Genomic DNA, 16,508 nt, shown 5'->3' with positions numbered 1-16,508 from the left:
TCTCCCCTGAGCCGGGACCTTCTGTTGTGTCCTCAGAAGTCCAGCGACGGCCAGAGCTCGAAGAACGCGGCAGTGGAAGCCTTGCCGCGAGCTTCGGCCAGGGCGTGCAACCGCCCGAAGGTGAACGCGTTCCCACCGTCGAGATGCACCTGTACGGCGAGCTCCCGCAGCAGCTCGCGCGACACCACCGAGTCCTGGAAGTCGCCGAGAACCTCCTGCACCTCTTCGGCCCGCGTCGCCAACTCACTTCCGTCACTCAGGACCGGTACGACGGACTCCCCGGCGTACCGGAGTCGCTTCGCGCTCTTCCGCACCTCGTGGAGCTCGTGGTCCTGGTCCTCGGCCGTCAACGCGTTCTGCGCGCGGCGCACTGCCTTCCGCATCCGGCGCTTGTCGTGGTCGAGCAGCTCGGGCAGCTGCTTGGCGGCCTTCCGGTTGTCATCGGTCAGCGGCGGCTCGGCGATCAGCTGGTCGAGCGTGTCCAGCAACCGGAAGTACCGCTCGCTCTCCAACGCCGCCAGCGCACCCGCGCGCCCCTCCTTGTAGACGCCACGCAGATGGTCGTCGATCCGCCCGGCCACTCGGCCCAGCACCAGCTCGACCGGCTGCGCCGCGACCTCGGCGGCGAAGTGCTCGCGCTGCACCTCGGCATCGCGCGCGACGCCGAGCTCACCGGCCAGCCACTTCAGCTCGGCCCGGATCTCGTCACCGGCCGCACGATCGATCACCGGCCGGTACGTCGCCAGCGCGGATCGCAGCCGCCGCGTCGCGACCCGGAACTTGTGGATCCCCTCGGGCGCATCCCGACGTACCTCCGGGTCACGCTGGCGAATCGCCTGCACCTGCTCAGCGGCATAGGCGCGGAACACGTCGGCCGTCCGCGGCTTGGCCGGCAGCTCCCACTCGTCACCGGCCGGCACTCGATCGCCGAGCGCCCGCGCCAGCTTGCTCGGCCCGGCGGCCGGTTCGGCGCCGGCGGCACGCAGTACGGTCTCGGCGGCCTCCAGCAACTCGCGGTCGCCGCCGACCAGCTCGACCTCCCACTCGCGCCAGCTGTCCGGCTCGCCGTCCCCGGTCGTGGCGGTGACGTGGTCGTCGGCCAGCTCAGCCAGTACGTCGCCGTTCGCGTCGAGCAGGCGGTGCACCACACGCCGGGTTCGCAGCGTGACCACCGGCACCAGCTCGTTGTCGCGGACGTGCACGCGAACCGTACGGACGATCGCGATCGGCACCTTCCGCACCGCGCGGCCGAGCGGGAACTGCACCTCGAGCCGCGCGCCGGACGACTTCGGAAACTTCACATGCCAGCCGTCGTCCTCGCCGCCGGTCCGCCGCCGCAAGGTGACCTTGTTCGCCGCCAGGGCGAGCGCTTCGGTGTCGAAGTAGACCGCCTCGAGCTCGAGCTCGACCGGTTGCGCGACACTCGCCACGCCCGGTAACTCGTGCAGCGCCGGCAGATGGGTCATCTCGTCGACGTCGTACTTGGTCTCGATCTCGAGCTGCTCGGTCGGCATGCCTCTTGTTTACCAGCAGTTCATGAACTGGCCCGCAGATCAGCGACAAGTCTTTGCACATCTCGATCCGGAACGCCGTTGGCCGAGATGGTCCGGAGCTGCTTGCGCCGGTTGCGCTGCAGTCCCCAGCCCGTCAGTACGACGATCGCCACGAACCCGATCATGTCTGCCCCACCCCTCGGAAGAACGTGTAGTGGAAGGTGCCCCCGGGCTCGGCCGCACGCTCGAGATCCCGAATGCCTTCGGCCCATTCGGCCGGGGTGAGCAGTCCGGCCGCGAGAGCCTGGACGCGTACCGACTCGACCATCGCGATGAAGGTCTTCCGGGTGAAGCCGTCGACCAGGTGCGGCAGGGTTTCGTCGGCGTACACGGTCCTGGGCTCGGTGCGGACGTCTCGGAAGCCGGCTGCATGGAGGAGTGGCTGGACCCGGCGACCGATCAGCGAGTCGCCGCCGGCCTCGGCCTGCAGGTCGACCAGGCACTCGATCACGGCCTGCGCGGCGGCGCTGCGCGGATGGAAGAAGGCGGACTGGTGGTCGCCTTCGATGACGGTGATCGTGCCGCCCGGACGCAACAGCTTCCGCAGGCTGATCAGCGCAGCGGTCGGGTCCGGGAGGTGTTCGAGGACGAAGCAGACGAAGATGTGGTCGAACTGCTCACCGGCGAGCTCGCGAAGATCGGCGCAGCGCCACTCGACCCGCGCTTCGGGCCCGACCCGCGCCTTCGCTTGGGCCAGCGACTCCTCGGAGATGTCGACCGCCACGAGGTCGATCCCGGGATGCCGAGTGACCAGCTGGACCGTCTGGGCGCCGACACCGCAGCCGGCTTCGAGCACCCGCGCGCCCGGCGGGTAGCCGATGCCGCCGTGCAGGAGCTCTGCCAGCGTCTGCGCCTGATCGGTCAGCCGGCGCGTCTCGGCCGGGGTGTACCCATGCACGTAATCGGTTCTCATACCTCCACGGTGCGGTCACAATGGTCCGATGGACAGGTCCAATGACGGCGACTTCAGCAGGTCCAATGGCGCGGACTTCCTGCAGCTGAACGCCGCCGACGTACCAGCGGGCGGTCTGGCCGACTGGCTGACCGACCAGGTCCGGACCGCGATCTCCGACGGCCGCCTCCCGATCGGCAGCCGCCTCCCCGCGACACGTCAGTTGGCGACCGAACTGCGGATCTCCCGAGGTGTCGTCACCGAGGCCTATCAACGCCTGACCGAGGAAGGCCAGGTCAGCGGACGCGGCCGCGCCGGCACGATCGTGGTCGCCGCCCCGGCCGTCGCCCCCGCGGCCCGGGCCCGATCGTACGAACCGCCTCAGATGACCGCACCCGGACTCGACATCTTCGTCGAACTCCGGGCAGCGCCGGCTCACATCGACCTGACTCCCGGCGTACCGGACCTGGCCTCGTTCCCGCGCGCCGCCTGGCTGCGCTCCGAACGTGCCGTCCTCAACGACCTCGAACCCGCCGCCTTCGGGTACGGCGACCCGTCCGGTACGCCGGCGTTGCGTCGAGCCGTCTCGGCCTGGCTCGCCCGCTACCGCGGCATCACCGCGCACCCGGACGAGGTGATCATCGTGGCCGGGGTCTCGCAGGCGATCGCGTTGCTCGCCCAGTTCCTCACCGAGCGCGGCATCGGCGAGGTCGCCGTGGAGGATCCGGGGTCTCTGGGTTCACGGCAGCACCTACAGGAATGGCAGCTCCGGACCCCGCCGATCCCGGTCGACTCGGGTGGGCTGCAGGTCGACGTACTGCGGAAATCCGGTGCGCCGGTGGTGATGGTGACTCCGGCTCACCATTTCCCGACGGGCGTCGTACTGGAGGGTGAGCGGCGCCGCGACCTGCTGCAGTGGGCGGCCGAGGGTGGGTTGATCTTCGAGGACGACTACGACGCCGAGCACCGCTATGACCGGCCACCCGTCCCCGCCTTGCGCTCGATGCAGGCCGAGCAGGTGCTCTACGCGGGCAGCGTCTCCAAGCTGCTCGCCCCCGCGTTGCGGATCGGGTGGATCGTGCCGCCGGCCCAACACCGCGACGACTTCATCGCCCTCAAACGTCGCGCCGACCTAGGCAACGCATCGCTCCCCCAACTGACCCTCGCGCACCTGATGGAATCCGGCGAGCTGGAACGCCAACTCCGCTACGTCCACCGCCGCCACCGCACCCGCCGCGACGCCCTGGCCACCGCCGTCGCCACCTACTTGCCCACCGCAACAATCCACGGCGCCGCCGCCGGCCTCCACCTGACCATCACCTTCCCACCCGACATCGACGACAAAGCCCTAGCCGCAGCCGCCCTCTCCAAAGGCATCAAAGTCCACCCCCTCTCCTGGCACTGCCAACTCCCCCACGCCCCCGGCCTGGTCCTCGGCTACGCCGCCCGAACCCCCACCGCCCTAACCGAGGCCATCCAAACCATCGCCACCCTCCTCACACCGTCGCCAACAACATGAGGTAATCGATCCGGAAGCACCCCGTCCCGCCTAGCCCGCGCCCAAACCACCCGCTCCCGCCTCCCACCTCATGTCCTTACCGACGCGCACCGCTCAAATGCGGCCGCGGACGTACCCAGTGGCCCCTCGCCGCCGCGGCCGGCCGACACAGAACGGCTGGCGGGGTCGGCCTTGGGCTCAGCGGGATGGAGCGACCAAAGGCGGGCGAAGTCGCCGTTGTGGTAACGAATGTGCGGATAGCGGCCGCAATGTTCCACAAAGGCGAGACGGCGCTCGGCGGACGCAGATTTGCGGAGATCTACTGTCGCCCAGAGCCTGTTGCGATTTGGCGGCTGCTTTTCACCGAGCCGGTTTGGGGGAGCGGGATCGCGTCAGGTGTTCGGTCGTTGTGGCTGAGGGCTTTGTCTGGACAGGAACCCCGCCTTCCCGAAGGTGCTCGTCCCGTCCGTCCGCTCGGATTCGGCCGGTGGCGTACGCGGTGGCTGGTCGCCGCTGCGGCCGGATTGACTGAGACGGGTGGCTGGGCGGGTCTGTGGCTGGGCCGGATGGCGGGGCCGGTGACCGAGGTTCCCCGTCGCCTGTGGCTGACGGGCTGTGGTTGCTCCCGACGGCGAGGAGGCCTGTCAGCTGACCCGCCGCGGTGGTTGCTCCCGACGATCAGGAGGCCTGTCACCTGACTCACCGCCGCGGTTGACCACTGCGGTTCGAGTCGCCTGCCTCGCCAGCCTCGCCTGCCTCGCCAGCCTCGCCTGCCTGGCTGCCTGGCTGGCTGGCTGGCTGGCTGGCTGCGGAAATTTGGCTGGATATCCGTTCAAATGGGCCCTTCTCTGCTCAAATATTGAGGGGAGAACCAGCAACTTGCAGGGAGATCCCCTCGTTTTCCGGGACCGCAACCGAAGCCCGGAAGCTCAAACGACCGGCACGCGGTCACCGACCGCACCATCCCCCTCAACCACACGCGACGCCCGCCTAGCACTTCAGTAAATCGGCCGCCGCGGCGACCAGCCACCGGGTACGTGTCCGGCCTGTCCGGTACGGCGCGCAGTTGTCGCGGCTAACGTCCGAAGAACACGCCGACGTCGTACTGCGATCCTTCGGACGCTAGCGGGGGAGCGGGTGGCTCGGATGCCGGAGGCGGGCGGGATCGCCTTTGTGGTAAAGAATGTGCGTATAGCGGCCGCGATGTTCCACAAAGCGAGTGGGCGCGGGTTTGCGGGGAACCCGCGTTTGATCCGACACCGTCAGCCAATGGGACCCGATGCCTGCTGGCCCGGGGGGTTGCCCGCTCGTATTTTCAGGGGGCAACCCCCCAACCGCGGGGATATCCCTCCAGCTGGGGGGTGCCGAACGAAAAAGGGGTGGAGGGAGGGGCGGCTAGCTGTCGTTGGTGGGGCGGGGGACGGGGATTACCAGGGGGGTGTTGGTCAGGGGGTCGGGGATTACTTGGGCGGTTAGGTTGAAGACGGTGGCGACTGTGGCGGGGGTGATTACTTCGGTGGGGGTGCCGGTGGCGGCTATGCGGCCGTCTTTGAGGGCTATTAGGTGGTCGGCGTAGCGGGCGGCGAGGTTCAGGTCGTGGAGGACGAGGACGATCGTCTTGTGGTGCTTGCGGTTGAGGTCTTGGACGAGGTCGAGGATCTCGAGTTGGTGGGCCAGGTCCAGGAAGGTGGTTGGCTCGTCGAGGAGCATGGTGTCGGCGTCTTGGGCCAGGGCGAGGGCGATCCAGACGCGTTGGCGTTGGCCGCCGGAGAGCTCGTCCAGGGAACGGTCGGCCAGCTCGGCGACGCCGGTCGCGGCCAGGGCGGAGCTGACCACGCGCTCGTCCTCTGACGACCATTGGCGGAACCAGCGTTGATGCGGATGCCGGCCGCGACCGACGAGGTCCGCGACCGTGATGCCGTCCGGCGCGACTGGTTGTTGCGGGAGCATGCCTAGCTGGGTTGCCAGGCGGGCGGCGCTGACCTTCGACAGGTCTACGTCGTCCAGGTACACCGCTCCACCGCGCGGAGTGAGCAGTCGTGCGAGTCCGCGCAGGAGGGTGGACTTTCCGCTGGCGTTGGCGCCGACGATGACAGTGATCTGCTGCCGCGGGATCAGTACGGACAACTCGTGCACCACGGCGCGGCCGTCGTACGCGAGGGTTAGTTGGTCTGCCCGGAGTTCGGTCATGTCAGCCTCCCCGGCCGATGCGGTTGGCGCGAGCCATCAGGATGAGCAGGTACGGCGCCCCGAGGAACGCGGTCACGACGCCGACCGGCAGCTGGGTCGGCGCGAAGATCTCGCGGGCGATCAGGTCGGAAACCACTACCAGCAAGGCACCAAGCGCACCGGCCGTGCACAATCCGGCGACCCGCTCGGCCACCAACCGCCGCGCGAGCTGCGGCGCGACCAGGGCCACGAACGCGATCGGCCCCGCGGCCGCAGTCGCCAAGGCCGCTAGCGCAACGCCGACCAAGATCAACAACCCGCGCGAGAGCTCAACCCGACCGGCCAACGTCCGCGCCAGATCATCACCGAGCTCCAGCAACCGCAGCTGCCGCGACCCAGCGAGCGCGGCCGGCAGCAAGATCACCAACGCGGCCCCGATCAGTACGACGTGCGTCCAGGTCCGACCGGCCAGGCTCCCGGCCAGCCACTGCACCGCGCTCTTCGCGGTGTAGATATCGGCGAGCGTCAGCAGGTACGCCGTGATCGAGCCGATGATCGCGGTCACCCCGATCCCGACCAGCACCAGCCGGTACCCCGAGATGCCATCCCGATAGGCCAGCAGGTACACGACAATTGCCGACAGCAACGACCCGAGCAACGCCCCCGCCGGAATCCATCCGGACCCGAGCACAGTGATCATCAGTACGGCGGCCAGCGCGGCCCCTGCATTGACCCCGATCAGATCCGGACTCACCAGCGGATTGCGCGCCAGCCGCTGGAAGATCGCTCCCGACACAGCGAACGCCGTACCGACTCCCATCCCCACGAGCACCCGGGGCAGTCGTCCGTTCACCACAATGTCGTTGAGGATCAGCGTTCCGTGACCGCCGAGCGTATCGAGCACCACCGGCAACGGAATCCGGTAGTCGCCCAACGTCAACGACACCGCCCCAACCGCAAGCGTCAGAATCCAAGCAACAGTCGCCCAGACAACGCTCGAGCCATCGACCCGCGTCGAGACCGGCCCAACCCGGAGCGCCTTCACAATGACACCCTCACAATGACACCCTCACAATGCCGCCGTACGACGCCGTCGCACCAGCGCGATGAACAGCGGCGCACCGATCAACGCGGTAATGATTCCGACCTGCAGCTCATCCGGCCGAGCCACCAGCCGCCCAACCACATCCGCAAGCAGCAACACGGCAGGCGCCAACACCATCGACCACGGCAGGATCCACCGATAGTCCGCGCCCACCAACGTCCGTGCGACATGCGGTACGGCGAGCCCGAGGAACCCGATCGGCCCAGCGATCGCGGTCGCCGTACCAGCGAGCACGACGACCGCCAGCCCAGCCATGACCCGTACCAACGTGACCCGAGTACCGAGCGACCGCGCCAGCTCATCACCCAGCGCCAACTGATTGAGCGACCGCCCGAGCACCAAGGTCAGAACGATGCCCACGGCAATGAACGGAACCGCCTGGCCGATCACCGAACTGGTCGCCAGCGTGAGCGATCCGACCACCCAGAACCGGAACTCGTTCAGCGTTGACAGATCGAGCAGCGTGATGGCTGACGTCACTGACCCGAGCAGCGCGGAGATCGCCGCGCCGGCCAGCGCGAGCTTCACCGGCGTTGCGCCCCCTCGCCCGATCGCCCCGACCAGGTAGACGACCACAGTCGCCACCAATGCACCGCCCATCGCGAACCAGACATAGCCGGTCAGGCTGTGCACACCCAGTACGCCGATCGCCCCGACCACGGCCAGCGCCGCCCCGGCGTTCACGCCGAGAATTCCCGGGTCGGCCAACGGGTTGCGGGTCACGCCCTGCATCAACGCACCGGCCAGCCCGAGCGCCGCCCCGGCGAGCAGACCGGCAGCCGTACGAGGCAACCGCAGATACCGGATCACGCGGTCGTTGTCGCTACCGCTGAAGTCCGCCAGCGCCAGGTAGACGTCGTGTGCACCGAAGTGCTGGTTGCCGATACTCAACGACAGCAGGACGGAGACGGCGAGCACCGCGACGCACAGCAGCAGTCCGGCCGCGCGTCCCTTCACTTCAACAAGCACGTTATTTGAACAGATCGGGGTGAATCGTCTTGGCGATGTCCTCGGTCGTGTACGCACCGCGCACCCCGGCCGAGTGATTCGCGAACAGCCACGGTACGACGTGCTTGTTGCGGACGGCCTTGAGATTCTGGAACGCCGGGTTCGCGAGCAGCTTGTCCACGTCCGGCTTGGTCGCGGCCGGTGTCAGCGCCGCGTCGCAGCACCCGCTGATCAGGATGTAGTCGGGATTGCGCTTGATCAGCTCCTCGACGCCGATCTTCACGTTCCGCTTCGCGGTCAGGTCGGCGAACGCGTTCACGCCACCGGCCTGCTTGATCAGCACCGTGCCGAAGTCCGGACCACCCGAGACAGTCAGCCCGCCGCCTTCCAGCCCGGGCCGCAGGATCGCGACCGTCGGCTTCGGCGCGTTCTTCACCTTGGCCTCGACCGCGGCGATCCGCTTCTCCTGGTCCGCGATGACCTCCTCGGCCCGGTCCTCGACCCCGAACAGCTTGCCGAGGCCGCGCAGGTCGGCGTACACGTTGTCCATCGTGACGCTGGACGGATCGATCGCCTCGTCGCCCTTGCCGTCCGCGGTCGGGCAGAGCGGGCTGAAGATCCAGGTCTGGACGCCGAGCTCGGCCAGGCTCTTACGGCTGCCGAAGCTCTGGTCGCTGCCACCGCCGGCGCTGAACACGTCGTTGAACCCGGACAGCACGAAGTCCGGGTTCGCCGCGAGCAGCTCCTCCCGGCTGGGCAGGTTCTTGTAGTACTTCGCCTTGCCCTGCGCGCCGGCGTACTCCGGGAGCACCTCCGCGTCCAGGTACGCCGTACCGACCAGGCGGTCCGAGATCCCCAGCGCATGCGCCATCTCGATGGCCGGCTGGTACGCCGCGAACACCCGCTTCGGTGGACCCTGGACGGTGACGTCGATCCCGCAGTTCTTCACGGTGATCGTCGACCCCGGCGGATTCACCGCGGTGGTCGTGCCGCAACCGGTCACCAGACCGAGCATCAGGGCAAAAATGACGGACTTACGCAGCACAGGACCGCTCCTCCAGCACCTCGTGGACGGATCACATGCCGTGGCCGGTCTCCTGGCTGACGGGACTCAGTTCACCGGCCTGGTCTTCCCAGCCAACCGGCCAGTGACCTCCCTCACGAGGGACTGCCGGTGAACTCCCGATCACAGTGGCGAGGGCCGCGCCGGCATTGAACCGGCTTCCCGAGCACCACGGCGCCGCCACAGTACCTCAGCGGTACTGCGAGACCATCGCCAGCGCGAACTGCGTCATGACGTCCGGGTTGATCGCCCGGGCCGGTAGCGGCACGAAATCGATCAGCCGGTCGTCGCCGATCCGGATCGTCGTCCGCCCCGTCGCGGTGTCGACGTACCCCTCGTCACCCAGCGGGAGCGCCTGCGCGGTCGGCGTCGTCCGGATCGCGGTCATCAACGTCTTGGCCTGTGGCGTACGGCGTACTGACGTGGACAGCACGCTGTTCGCGGCGACCCAACCGCAGACCAGGTCGCCGGACTCCGTCGCACCGTCCCGACGGATGTACGCCGGCACGCCCATCACCTTGGCCGCGGCCGACGAACCACGTTCGCAGTCCGGCCGAATGATCAACGGCTGCGGCTCGGGCAGCCCGCCCACCTGCCGGTCCACCTCCTCCGCGAGCACGACGTACTTCGCGAGCGTGGCCTTCGGGCCGGCGACCTTGTAGAGCCGGCCGTCGCGGAGGAAGACCACGAAGCTGTCCGTTCCGAAGCCGGGGGCCTTGGTGCCGAAGCTGCTCGCACCGACGACCGCCGGCTTGGCGCCCTTGCTCGCCTTCTGAGCCGCGGCCAGGGTGGCCGTCGTCGCCGTTTCCACCGAGACCCCGACCCGCAGCACCGGCCCGGTCGGAGTCGCGCTCAGGCCGAGCTGGCAGATGTCATAAGTCGCCGGTACGCCGAAGTCCGCCGGAAAGTTCTGCGGCTGAATCTGCACGGCGGGAGCCGCAAGCGTGGTCTGCACCAGCTGCTGGTCCATCCGCACGCAGACCGTGTCGGCGACCTTCGAGGACGACGGGGTGCTCGACGGCGTTGCCGAGGGAGTCTCGGTAGGCGTCGTCGGAACCGAGACCAGCGGCGGCACGCTCGGAGCAGTCTCCTGCCCCGGTCCACCGCAACCGCTGAGCAGCACTGCGAGGACGGCGATCGGCACTACCGGACGGATACGCATGGTGTGCCAAAGCCTACGCTTCGTCGGCTTCGGCCTCAGCCCGCAGCTCGCGCTCCCGGACGGCGTGCTCGTCGGTGCGTGCGTCGTACCGCCAGAAGTCGCGCAGGGCGGCTCCGGTGGCCGCGACGCCGGCCACGCAGAGGATGCCGCCGCTGACGATCGACGTGCGGACACTCGTCAGGTCGGCGACCAGGCCGGACCGGGCCTGCCCACCGAGCGGGCCGAGCATGTAGGAGAGCATCTCGATCCCGGCCAGCCGGCCGCGCCTCTCGTCCGGGATCGTCTGGTTCCAGATCACCGAACGGAACATGCCGGACACCATGTCCGCGGCGCCGGCGAACGCGAGGAAGACGACCGCGAACCAGATATTCGGCGCCAGACCGGCGATTCCGATCGCGGCACCCCAGCAGGCCGCCGCCATCACGACGGCTCGGCCGTGGTGATGCACCCGGCTGGTCCAGCCGATGGTCAGCGTCGCGATCATCGCGCCGACAGCCTCGGCGCTGTAGAGGACGCCGAGCAGCTTCGGTTCCTTCAGCACCTCGGTCGCGAAGGCCGGGAACAGCACGATCGGCATCGCCATGAACATGCCGACCATGTCCACGACGTACGTGCCGAGCAGGTCCTTGCGGCGCGCGGCGTACACGATGCCTTCGCCGATGACGCGCAGGCTCGGTGGTTGCGAATGCTCGCCGACCCGGTACGGCTTCAGTCGCATGTACATCAGGGTCGCGATCGCGAGCCCGGCCAGCTCGATCCCGAAGGCCCAGCCGATTCCGGCCGTCCCGACCAGGACTCCGCCCAGCGCGGGACCGACCAGCTGACCGGTCTGCATGGTCAACGCGTTCAGTGCCACCGCGGCCGGCAGCTCCGAATGCTTCACCACCCGCGGGAACAGCGCGTCCCGGCTCGGTCGCTGCAGTGACGCGGCGATCGCGTTCAGTGCGCCACAGACGTAGATGATCCACACCTGCGGGTTGGACAGCAGCGTGTTGCTCAGCAGTACGGCGCAGACCGCGACCTGCGCGATCCCGGTGAAGATGAGCATCTTTCGCCGGTCCACGTGATCGGCCAGCGCACCGCCGTACAGGCCGAAGACGACCAGCGGGGCGATGTTGATCAGGCCCATCGCGCCGACCGCGAAGTTCGAGTGCGTCAGCGAGTACAGCTGGTACGGCAGGGCGACGTACCCGAACATGCTGCCGAGGAAGAAGATCGAGCCCGAGACCACCAGGATCCGGAAGTCTCGGGAACCACGCCACGGAGTCAGATCGACACGCAGCCGGGCGAGCCGCGCTCGGAAACTTGCTGCCACCGGCACATCCTGTCAGGACTCCGCCCAGGCGAAGAACCCTTTTCTCCCTACCGTGGAACCGATTGGTTGCCCTCGGCGTCAATCTCGGAGAACTTGAGAGACACGCCCTAACCCCAGGACAGACGGAGACAACCGGATGATCTCGACCAAGTCGGTACGCACCGAGGTGCTCGCCACCCTCGCCGCGGGGGCGATGGCCGCCACCGGCGCGCTGCTCGTGCCCGCCACCGCGCAGGCCACGACGACCGCCGCCACGAGCGCCACCAAGGTGTACGACGCACTGAAGCCCGGCCAGGTCCTGCGGGCCGGTCAGTTCATCCGCTCGACGAACGGCCAGTACACGTTCGTCATGCAGACCGACGGCAACGCGGTGCTCTACAAGGGCAAGAGTGCGCTGTGGTCGACGGCCACCAACCGCAAGGGCGCCGTCGTGGTGATGCAGAAGAACGGCAACCTCGAGGTCGTCGTCGGCCGGACCGCGATCTGGCAGAGCAACACCGGCACCAGCCCGAACGCCCGGCTCGTCGTCCAGAACGACAGCAACCTGGTGATCTACAACACCCGGAACAAGCCGAACTGGAGCCGCTACATGGTGGTCCAGGTCCTCGGCGCCGGCCGGCTCCTGCAGACTCCGCAGTACCTGACGTCGCTGAACCGCGTCTACCGCCTGCAGATGCAGACCGACGGCAACCTGGTGCTGGTGAAGAACGGCAAGACCCCGCTGTGGAGCACCAAGACGCAGAGCAAGGGCGCGTTCGCGGTCATGCAGACCGACGGCAACCTGGTCGTTTACAGCGCCGCGAAGGTGCCACTGTGGTCCAGCAAGACCACTCGCAAGGGCTCCGCCCTGGTCCTGCAGAACACCGGCGATGTCCAGATCATGGTCGGCCGCACTGTGGTCTGGCACACATCCACCGCCGGGCGCTGAGAAATTAATCGCTGATTTTCTTCAGCGAGCGAACTTTCCGGCGTCCCAACACGTCTATACCAGTAGCCGCGGCACCCGGGGCGGGGTGTCGCGGCCCCTTTATGCCCAATTCATATCTGCTAGTCATCAAGTGGTTACCAGGGGCAACAATTCGCTGAGGTCGGTGCGTTCACCACTCGCGCGAAGCTTCCCGGTACTCCGCGCCTCGGGCCAGGTGGTCCGGCCGAGGGCGAGCTCGATCCACAGCTCGGGCGGCAGCTCGACCACCGCGCCCGGAGTCCCGCGGGTGTGCCGGGGCCCCTCGATGCACTGCACAGCGCCGTACGGCGGGACGCGGACCTCGACGGCGTGGCCGGGCGCCTTCGCGACCAGGAGCTTCAGCAGCTCCTTGGTCAGCAGTTTCAGGTCGGGACGCTCGGCGGTGCCCGCGTCGTACCGCTCCAGGGCCTGATCAAAGGGCGTGCTCACGACGGGTTAGCGTACGCGCCGTCCATGGACAAAATTGTCGGGACGCCCCCTTCGTAGACGATAATCAAGCCTGAGAAACGGCTGCATCAATTGGCAGGGAGGTCGGGATGCTCACGCCCAGGCACCAGGCGCTGCTGATGACACTGGCGGGGATGACCGTCGGTGTCGCAGTCTTCGGCACCGTGCTGGCCATCAACGGCAACGGTGACGACGACAAGCGGGCGACCGATGTCGTGGTCACGCAAACCCCTTCGAGCCCGACACCCCGCGGCGACGGTCTGCAGAGCGACAGCCTGCAGTTCGCAGCCCAGACCTTCGGCACCGATCGGAGCCCGGTCTCGGCCGAGGTTCCGACGACGTGGCGAGCCAACCAGGACGGCGAGCGGCCACGGTTCCAGGACCCGAGCGGCGTCTGGCAGATCCGCTTCGACACCCGCGGGAGCAGCAAGGCCCCGGACCGTCAGGTGAGCGATCGCGAGCGCAGCATCAAGGAGACGCAGCTCAACGTGCTGAGCCGCGACAACGGCACGCTCGTCTACACGTATGTCGACGGCGCCCGCGGCCCGCGGATGGGCCTGTCCCGCTGGATCTCCGCCGACAACGGCAGCAGCACGGCCGTCGAGATCACCGTTGGTGGTCGCCCACAGGACGAGGCCGCTCTGCGCGCCGTACTGGAGCGCGCTACGTCATCGCTCCAGCTGCCGGACCCGAACAACCGCCCGAACTAGCAGCTGACGTCGGCGGTCGGCGCCTGTCCCGACAGCAGGTAGGTCTCCACGATGCCGTCGACGCAGGAGTTGCCGGCCTTGTAGCCGGTGTGACCGTCGCCGTCGCGGGAGACGAGCACGCCGCTGTCCAGCTGCTTGGCCAGCCCGACAGCCCAGTCGTACGGCGTCGCCGGGTCCCGCGTCGTACCGACCACGACGATCGGCTTCGCGCCGGCCGCCTTGATCGCGTGCGGCTTGTCCTCAGCCTTGACCGGCCAGTTCGCGCAGGCGAGCGAGCCCCAGAGCAGGAACGAGCCGAACCGCGGTGAGGCCGCCTTGTACTTCGGCTCCTCGGCCTTGGCCTGCGCGACCGAGGCGATGTCCGGCCGGTCCACGCAGTTCACCGCGTAGATGACCTCGTTCTGGTTGTTCGCGTAGCCGGAACTCTCGCGCTCGGTGTACTGATCGGCGAGCGCGAGCAGCCGCGCGCCCTTGCCGTCGAGACCGTCGAGCACCGCGTCCTCGAGCCGCGGCCACAGCTCCTGCGAGTAGAGCGGGTAGATCACCCCGAGTACGACGATCGCCTGGGTCACCTTGCGGTTCCCGGAACCGGGCAGCGGGTTCGCGTCGCTGTCGTTGATCAGCTTGTCGACCTTGCCGAGGATCTCGGTCTTGCTGTTGCCCAGCCGGCACTGCCGCTGAGCGCAGTCCTCGGCGAACGCGTCGAGCGCGGTGTCGAAGCCCTTCGCCTGGGCGATGTTGTTCTCCTCCGAGGTCTTCGACGGGTCGACCGCACCGTCGAGCACCAGCCGGCCGACGTTCTTCGGGAACAACTCGGCGTAGGTCGCGCCCAGGAAGGTGCCGTAGGACATGCCCAGGTAGTTCAGCTGGGTGTCGCCGACGATGCCGCGGAGTACGTCGATGTCGCGGGCGGCGTCCTTGGTCCCGACATGCGGGAGCAGCTCGCCGGAACGCTGCTGGCAACCGTCCGCCAGGATCTTGGCCTCGTCGTTCAGCTCGGTGATCTCGGCCTCGTCGTCCGGGCTGCCGTCCGCGGCGATGAACTTGTCCAGCTGCTCGGTGTCCAGGCACTTCACCGGCGTCGACTGGCCGACCCCGCGCGGATCCCAGCCGATCACGTCGAACTTGCGCAGCAGCGACGACCCGAGCACGAACCCGGCCGAGGCGGCGAACTCCACGCCCGATCCGCCCGGACCACCCGGGTTGATGAACAGCGTGCCGATCCGGCCGGCGCGATCGCGAGCGAGCACCTTGCGAGCGCTCAGCTCGATCGTCTTGCCGTTGGGCTTGGTGTAGTCCAGCGGCACCTTGATCGTGGCGCACTGCTGGTTGCTACCGCAGCGCTCCCACTCCGGCTGCTGGTTGTAGAACTGCTCGAGCCCCGCCGGAATCGGCCCGGCCGGCCCCTTCGACGGGCCCCCACCGGTGCTCGTCCCGGTCGGGCCGCCGTCGGCGTCCTGTGCCCGGCTCGCCACACCACATCCGCTGAGCAGTACCGCCAGAGCGGCCACGACTACGGTCGTCTTGCGGAATTTCACTGCTCGGGGTCTCCCTCTTCGTGGTTCAGACGGCGCCGGCGTCGGGGCTTGCGTTGCCGCCGTTCCTCGGTCGTCTCCGCTACTGGCTCGGTCGTTTCCGCTACGGCCTCGGTCGTTTCCGCTGCTGGCTCAGCCGGCGGTTCCACGACCTCTGGCTGGGGTTCGGGCTCCCGGCGTACAGAGAGCTCGACCGGTACGGCGTCCGGGGTCGTCGTACTGGAGGCTTCGTACTGCTGGCGCGGTGAGCACACGTCCGCGCGGCTGCAGGCGCAGCGCCGACCGGAAGCAGCCAGCCGAACCACGACGGTGTCGCTCGGGACGTTGTGCCCGACCACCACTCCATCACCCGCAGGGGTCTCCACGGCGGTGCCGACAGCAGGGGCCTTCGCGTTGTACTCCTGGTAGAGCGGGTGTTCGTACTTCAGGCAGCACATCAGCCGCCCACACGCGCCGGAGATCTTCAGCGGATTCAGCGGCAGGTCCTGGTCCTTCGCCATCCGCACGCTGACCGGCTCGAAGTCCTTCAGGAAGGTCGCGCAGCACAGATCCCGCCCGCACGGCCCGATCCCGCCCTGCAGCCGGGCCTCGTCGCGGGCACCGACCTGGCGGAGCTCGATCCGCGCCCGCAGACCGCGGGCCAGATCCCGGACGAGCTCCCGGAAATCCACCCGGTGCGGCGCGGAGAAGTACACGATCACCAACTGGTCGACCTCGGCCCGCCGGTCGACGAAGTCGATCCCGACCACCTTCATCGGCAGGTCGTGCTGCCGGATCAGCCGCTTGGCGATCACCCGGGCGTCGGCCCGGCGCTGCCGGTTCTGCTCGTCGCGATCGAGGTCCGCCGTACTGGCGATCCCGTCACACAGCGGCAGCCCACCGATCTCCTCGGTTACGAACTGCGGCGCCCAGACGCACTCGGCCACCTCGGGCCCGTCGTCGGTCGGGACCAGCACTTTGTCCCCGACCCGCGGTCGATGCGGGCCGGGATCCAGGTAATACAGCCGCCCGTAGCGCTCGAACGACACCGCCATCACCATGCCCACGCCGTCAGAGTACTTGCCCGAGAGGGTGCTTTGGAGCTCCAGGCCGTAGCGAGGAGGTGCTCGGTGCGGTGGCTCGGTGCGCGGGGCGAAGGGTTCGA

General features: G+C 68.3%; 15 protein-coding genes and 1 riboswitch. Of the genes, 3 read left to right on the top strand and 12 right to left on the bottom strand.

All coding sequences use genetic code 11. The features are described from left to right. Nucleotides 1-32: 32 nt before the first annotated feature. From OG474_RS19635 to OG474_RS19625, 3 genes are read right to left on the bottom strand one after another with little or no spacing between them, the layout of a single operon-like run. Entirely contained in the window at nucleotides 33-1,514 is a 1,482-nt protein-coding gene (locus tag OG474_RS19635; RefSeq protein ID WP_405063783.1) for a CHAD domain-containing protein, read from the bottom strand. A gap of 20 nt (nucleotides 1,515-1,534) precedes the next feature. Then, entirely contained in the window at nucleotides 1,535-1,678 is a 144-nt protein-coding gene (locus OG474_RS19630) for a hypothetical protein (protein ID WP_405063782.1), read from the bottom strand. Beyond that, nucleotides 1,675-2,466: a methyltransferase gene (locus OG474_RS19625; protein ID WP_405063781.1), complete on the bottom strand. Its 792-nt coding sequence runs from the start codon at nucleotides 2,464-2,466 to the stop codon at nucleotides 1,675-1,677. Before OG474_RS19625 ends, OG474_RS19630 begins: the two co-directional genes overlap by 4 nt. Nucleotides 2,467-2,494: 28 nt before the next feature. Between OG474_RS19625 and OG474_RS19620 the strand changes: the two genes are divergently transcribed. Continuing rightward, complete coding sequence (locus OG474_RS19620) at nucleotides 2,495-3,964, top strand: PLP-dependent aminotransferase family protein (RefSeq protein WP_405063780.1); 1,470 nt, start codon at nucleotides 2,495-2,497, stop codon at nucleotides 3,962-3,964. 1,374 nt (nucleotides 3,965-5,338) lie between these two features. Here OG474_RS19620 and OG474_RS19615 read toward each other — a convergent pair. The 6 genes from OG474_RS19615 to OG474_RS19590 all read right to left on the bottom strand — a co-directional run bounded on the left by OG474_RS19615 (nucleotide 5,339) and on the right by OG474_RS19590 (nucleotide 11,705). Further along, complete coding sequence (locus OG474_RS19615) at nucleotides 5,339-6,133, bottom strand: ABC transporter ATP-binding protein (protein ID WP_405063779.1); 795 nt, start codon at nucleotides 6,131-6,133, stop codon at nucleotides 5,339-5,341. A gap of 1 nt (nucleotide 6,134) precedes the next feature. Continuing rightward, a complete protein-coding gene (locus tag OG474_RS19610) occupies nucleotides 6,135-7,157 on the bottom strand; it encodes a FecCD family ABC transporter permease (protein WP_405063778.1) in 1,023 nt (340 codons plus the stop codon). A 24-nt stretch (nucleotides 7,158-7,181) separates the two neighbouring features. Beyond that, nucleotides 7,182-8,174, bottom strand: coding sequence for a FecCD family ABC transporter permease (locus tag OG474_RS19605; protein WP_405063777.1), 993 nt, complete (start codon nucleotides 8,172-8,174; stop codon nucleotides 7,182-7,184). 13 nt (nucleotides 8,175-8,187) lie between these two features. Beyond that, a complete protein-coding gene (locus OG474_RS19600; protein ID WP_405063776.1) occupies nucleotides 8,188-9,210 on the bottom strand; it encodes an ABC transporter substrate-binding protein in 1,023 nt (340 codons plus the stop codon). 24 nt (nucleotides 9,211-9,234) lie between these two features. Next, nucleotides 9,235-9,428: riboswitch (cobalamin riboswitch) on the bottom strand. After that, entirely contained in the window at nucleotides 9,419-10,390 is a 972-nt protein-coding gene (locus OG474_RS19595) for a hypothetical protein (protein ID WP_405063775.1), read from the bottom strand. It overlaps the preceding riboswitch by 10 nt. 13 nt (nucleotides 10,391-10,403) lie before the next feature. After that, complete coding sequence (locus OG474_RS19590) at nucleotides 10,404-11,705, bottom strand: MFS transporter (protein WP_405063774.1); 1,302 nt, start codon at nucleotides 11,703-11,705, stop codon at nucleotides 10,404-10,406. Between the two features lie 136 nt (nucleotides 11,706-11,841). On the opposite strand from OG474_RS19590, the gene OG474_RS19585 reads away from it, so the two are divergent. Continuing rightward, a complete protein-coding gene (locus OG474_RS19585) occupies nucleotides 11,842-12,633 on the top strand; it encodes a hypothetical protein (RefSeq protein ID WP_405063773.1) in 792 nt (263 codons plus the stop codon). 126 nt (nucleotides 12,634-12,759) lie between these two features. On the opposite strand, the gene OG474_RS19580 is transcribed toward OG474_RS19585, so the two are convergent. Continuing rightward, a complete protein-coding gene (locus OG474_RS19580; RefSeq protein ID WP_405063772.1) occupies nucleotides 12,760-13,101 on the bottom strand; it encodes a sterol carrier family protein in 342 nt (113 codons plus the stop codon). Between the two features lie 107 nt (nucleotides 13,102-13,208). Between OG474_RS19580 and OG474_RS19575 the strand changes: the two genes are divergently transcribed. Further along, nucleotides 13,209-13,829 (top strand): hypothetical protein, encoded by a 621-nt coding sequence (locus tag OG474_RS19575; RefSeq protein WP_405063771.1) that lies wholly within the window; start codon nucleotides 13,209-13,211, stop codon nucleotides 13,827-13,829. Here OG474_RS19575 and OG474_RS19570 read toward each other — a convergent pair. Together OG474_RS19570 and OG474_RS19565 are read right to left on the bottom strand one after the other, a co-directional pair. Continuing rightward, a complete protein-coding gene (locus tag OG474_RS19570) occupies nucleotides 13,826-15,367 on the bottom strand; it encodes an alpha/beta hydrolase (RefSeq protein ID WP_405063770.1) in 1,542 nt (513 codons plus the stop codon). The two genes, OG474_RS19575 and OG474_RS19570, sit on opposite strands and share 4 nt — an antisense overlap. Further along, nucleotides 15,364-16,404 carry a stage 0 sporulation family protein gene (locus OG474_RS19565; protein ID WP_405064597.1) on the bottom strand — a complete coding sequence of 347 codons (1,041 nt, stop codon included), beginning with the start codon at nucleotides 16,402-16,404 and terminating at the stop codon, nucleotides 15,364-15,366. Before OG474_RS19565 ends, OG474_RS19570 begins: the two co-directional genes overlap by 4 nt. Between the last annotated feature and the right edge of the window lie 104 nt (nucleotides 16,405-16,508).

It is taken from the genome of Kribbella sp. NBC_01505 (genome assembly GCF_045040285.1).
GTDB lineage: Bacteria > Actinomycetota > Actinomycetes > Propionibacteriales > Kribbellaceae > Kribbella.
This window is presented reverse-complemented; position numbering and strand designations above follow the sequence as displayed.

What these genes read in the sequence shown, in the direction of transcription:
- OG474_RS19635 (WP_405063783.1), bottom strand. Translation starts at nt 1,514, where the DNA reads ATGCCGACCGAGCAGCTCGAGATCGAGACCAAGTACGACGTCGACGAG.
- OG474_RS19630 (WP_405063782.1), bottom strand. Translation starts at nt 1,678, where the DNA reads ATGATCGGGTTCGTGGCGATCGTCGTACTGACGGGCTGGGGACTGCAG.
- OG474_RS19625 (WP_405063781.1), bottom strand. Translation starts at nt 2,466, where the DNA reads ATGAGAACCGATTACGTGCATGGGTACACCCCGGCCGAGACGCGCCGG.
- OG474_RS19620 (WP_405063780.1), top strand. Translation starts at nt 2,495, where the DNA reads ATGGACAGGTCCAATGACGGCGACTTCAGCAGGTCCAATGGCGCGGAC.
- OG474_RS19615 (WP_405063779.1), bottom strand. Translation starts at nt 6,133, where the DNA reads ATGACCGAACTCCGGGCAGACCAACTAACCCTCGCGTACGACGGCCGC.
- OG474_RS19595 (WP_405063775.1), bottom strand. Translation starts at nt 10,390, where the DNA reads ATGCGTATCCGTCCGGTAGTGCCGATCGCCGTCCTCGCAGTGCTGCTC.
- OG474_RS19585 (WP_405063773.1), top strand. Translation starts at nt 11,842, where the DNA reads ATGATCTCGACCAAGTCGGTACGCACCGAGGTGCTCGCCACCCTCGCC.
- OG474_RS19575 (WP_405063771.1), top strand. Translation starts at nt 13,209, where the DNA reads ATGCTCACGCCCAGGCACCAGGCGCTGCTGATGACACTGGCGGGGATG.
- OG474_RS19565 (WP_405064597.1), bottom strand. Translation starts at nt 16,404, where the DNA reads ATGGTGATGGCGGTGTCGTTCGAGCGCTACGGGCGGCTGTATTACCTG.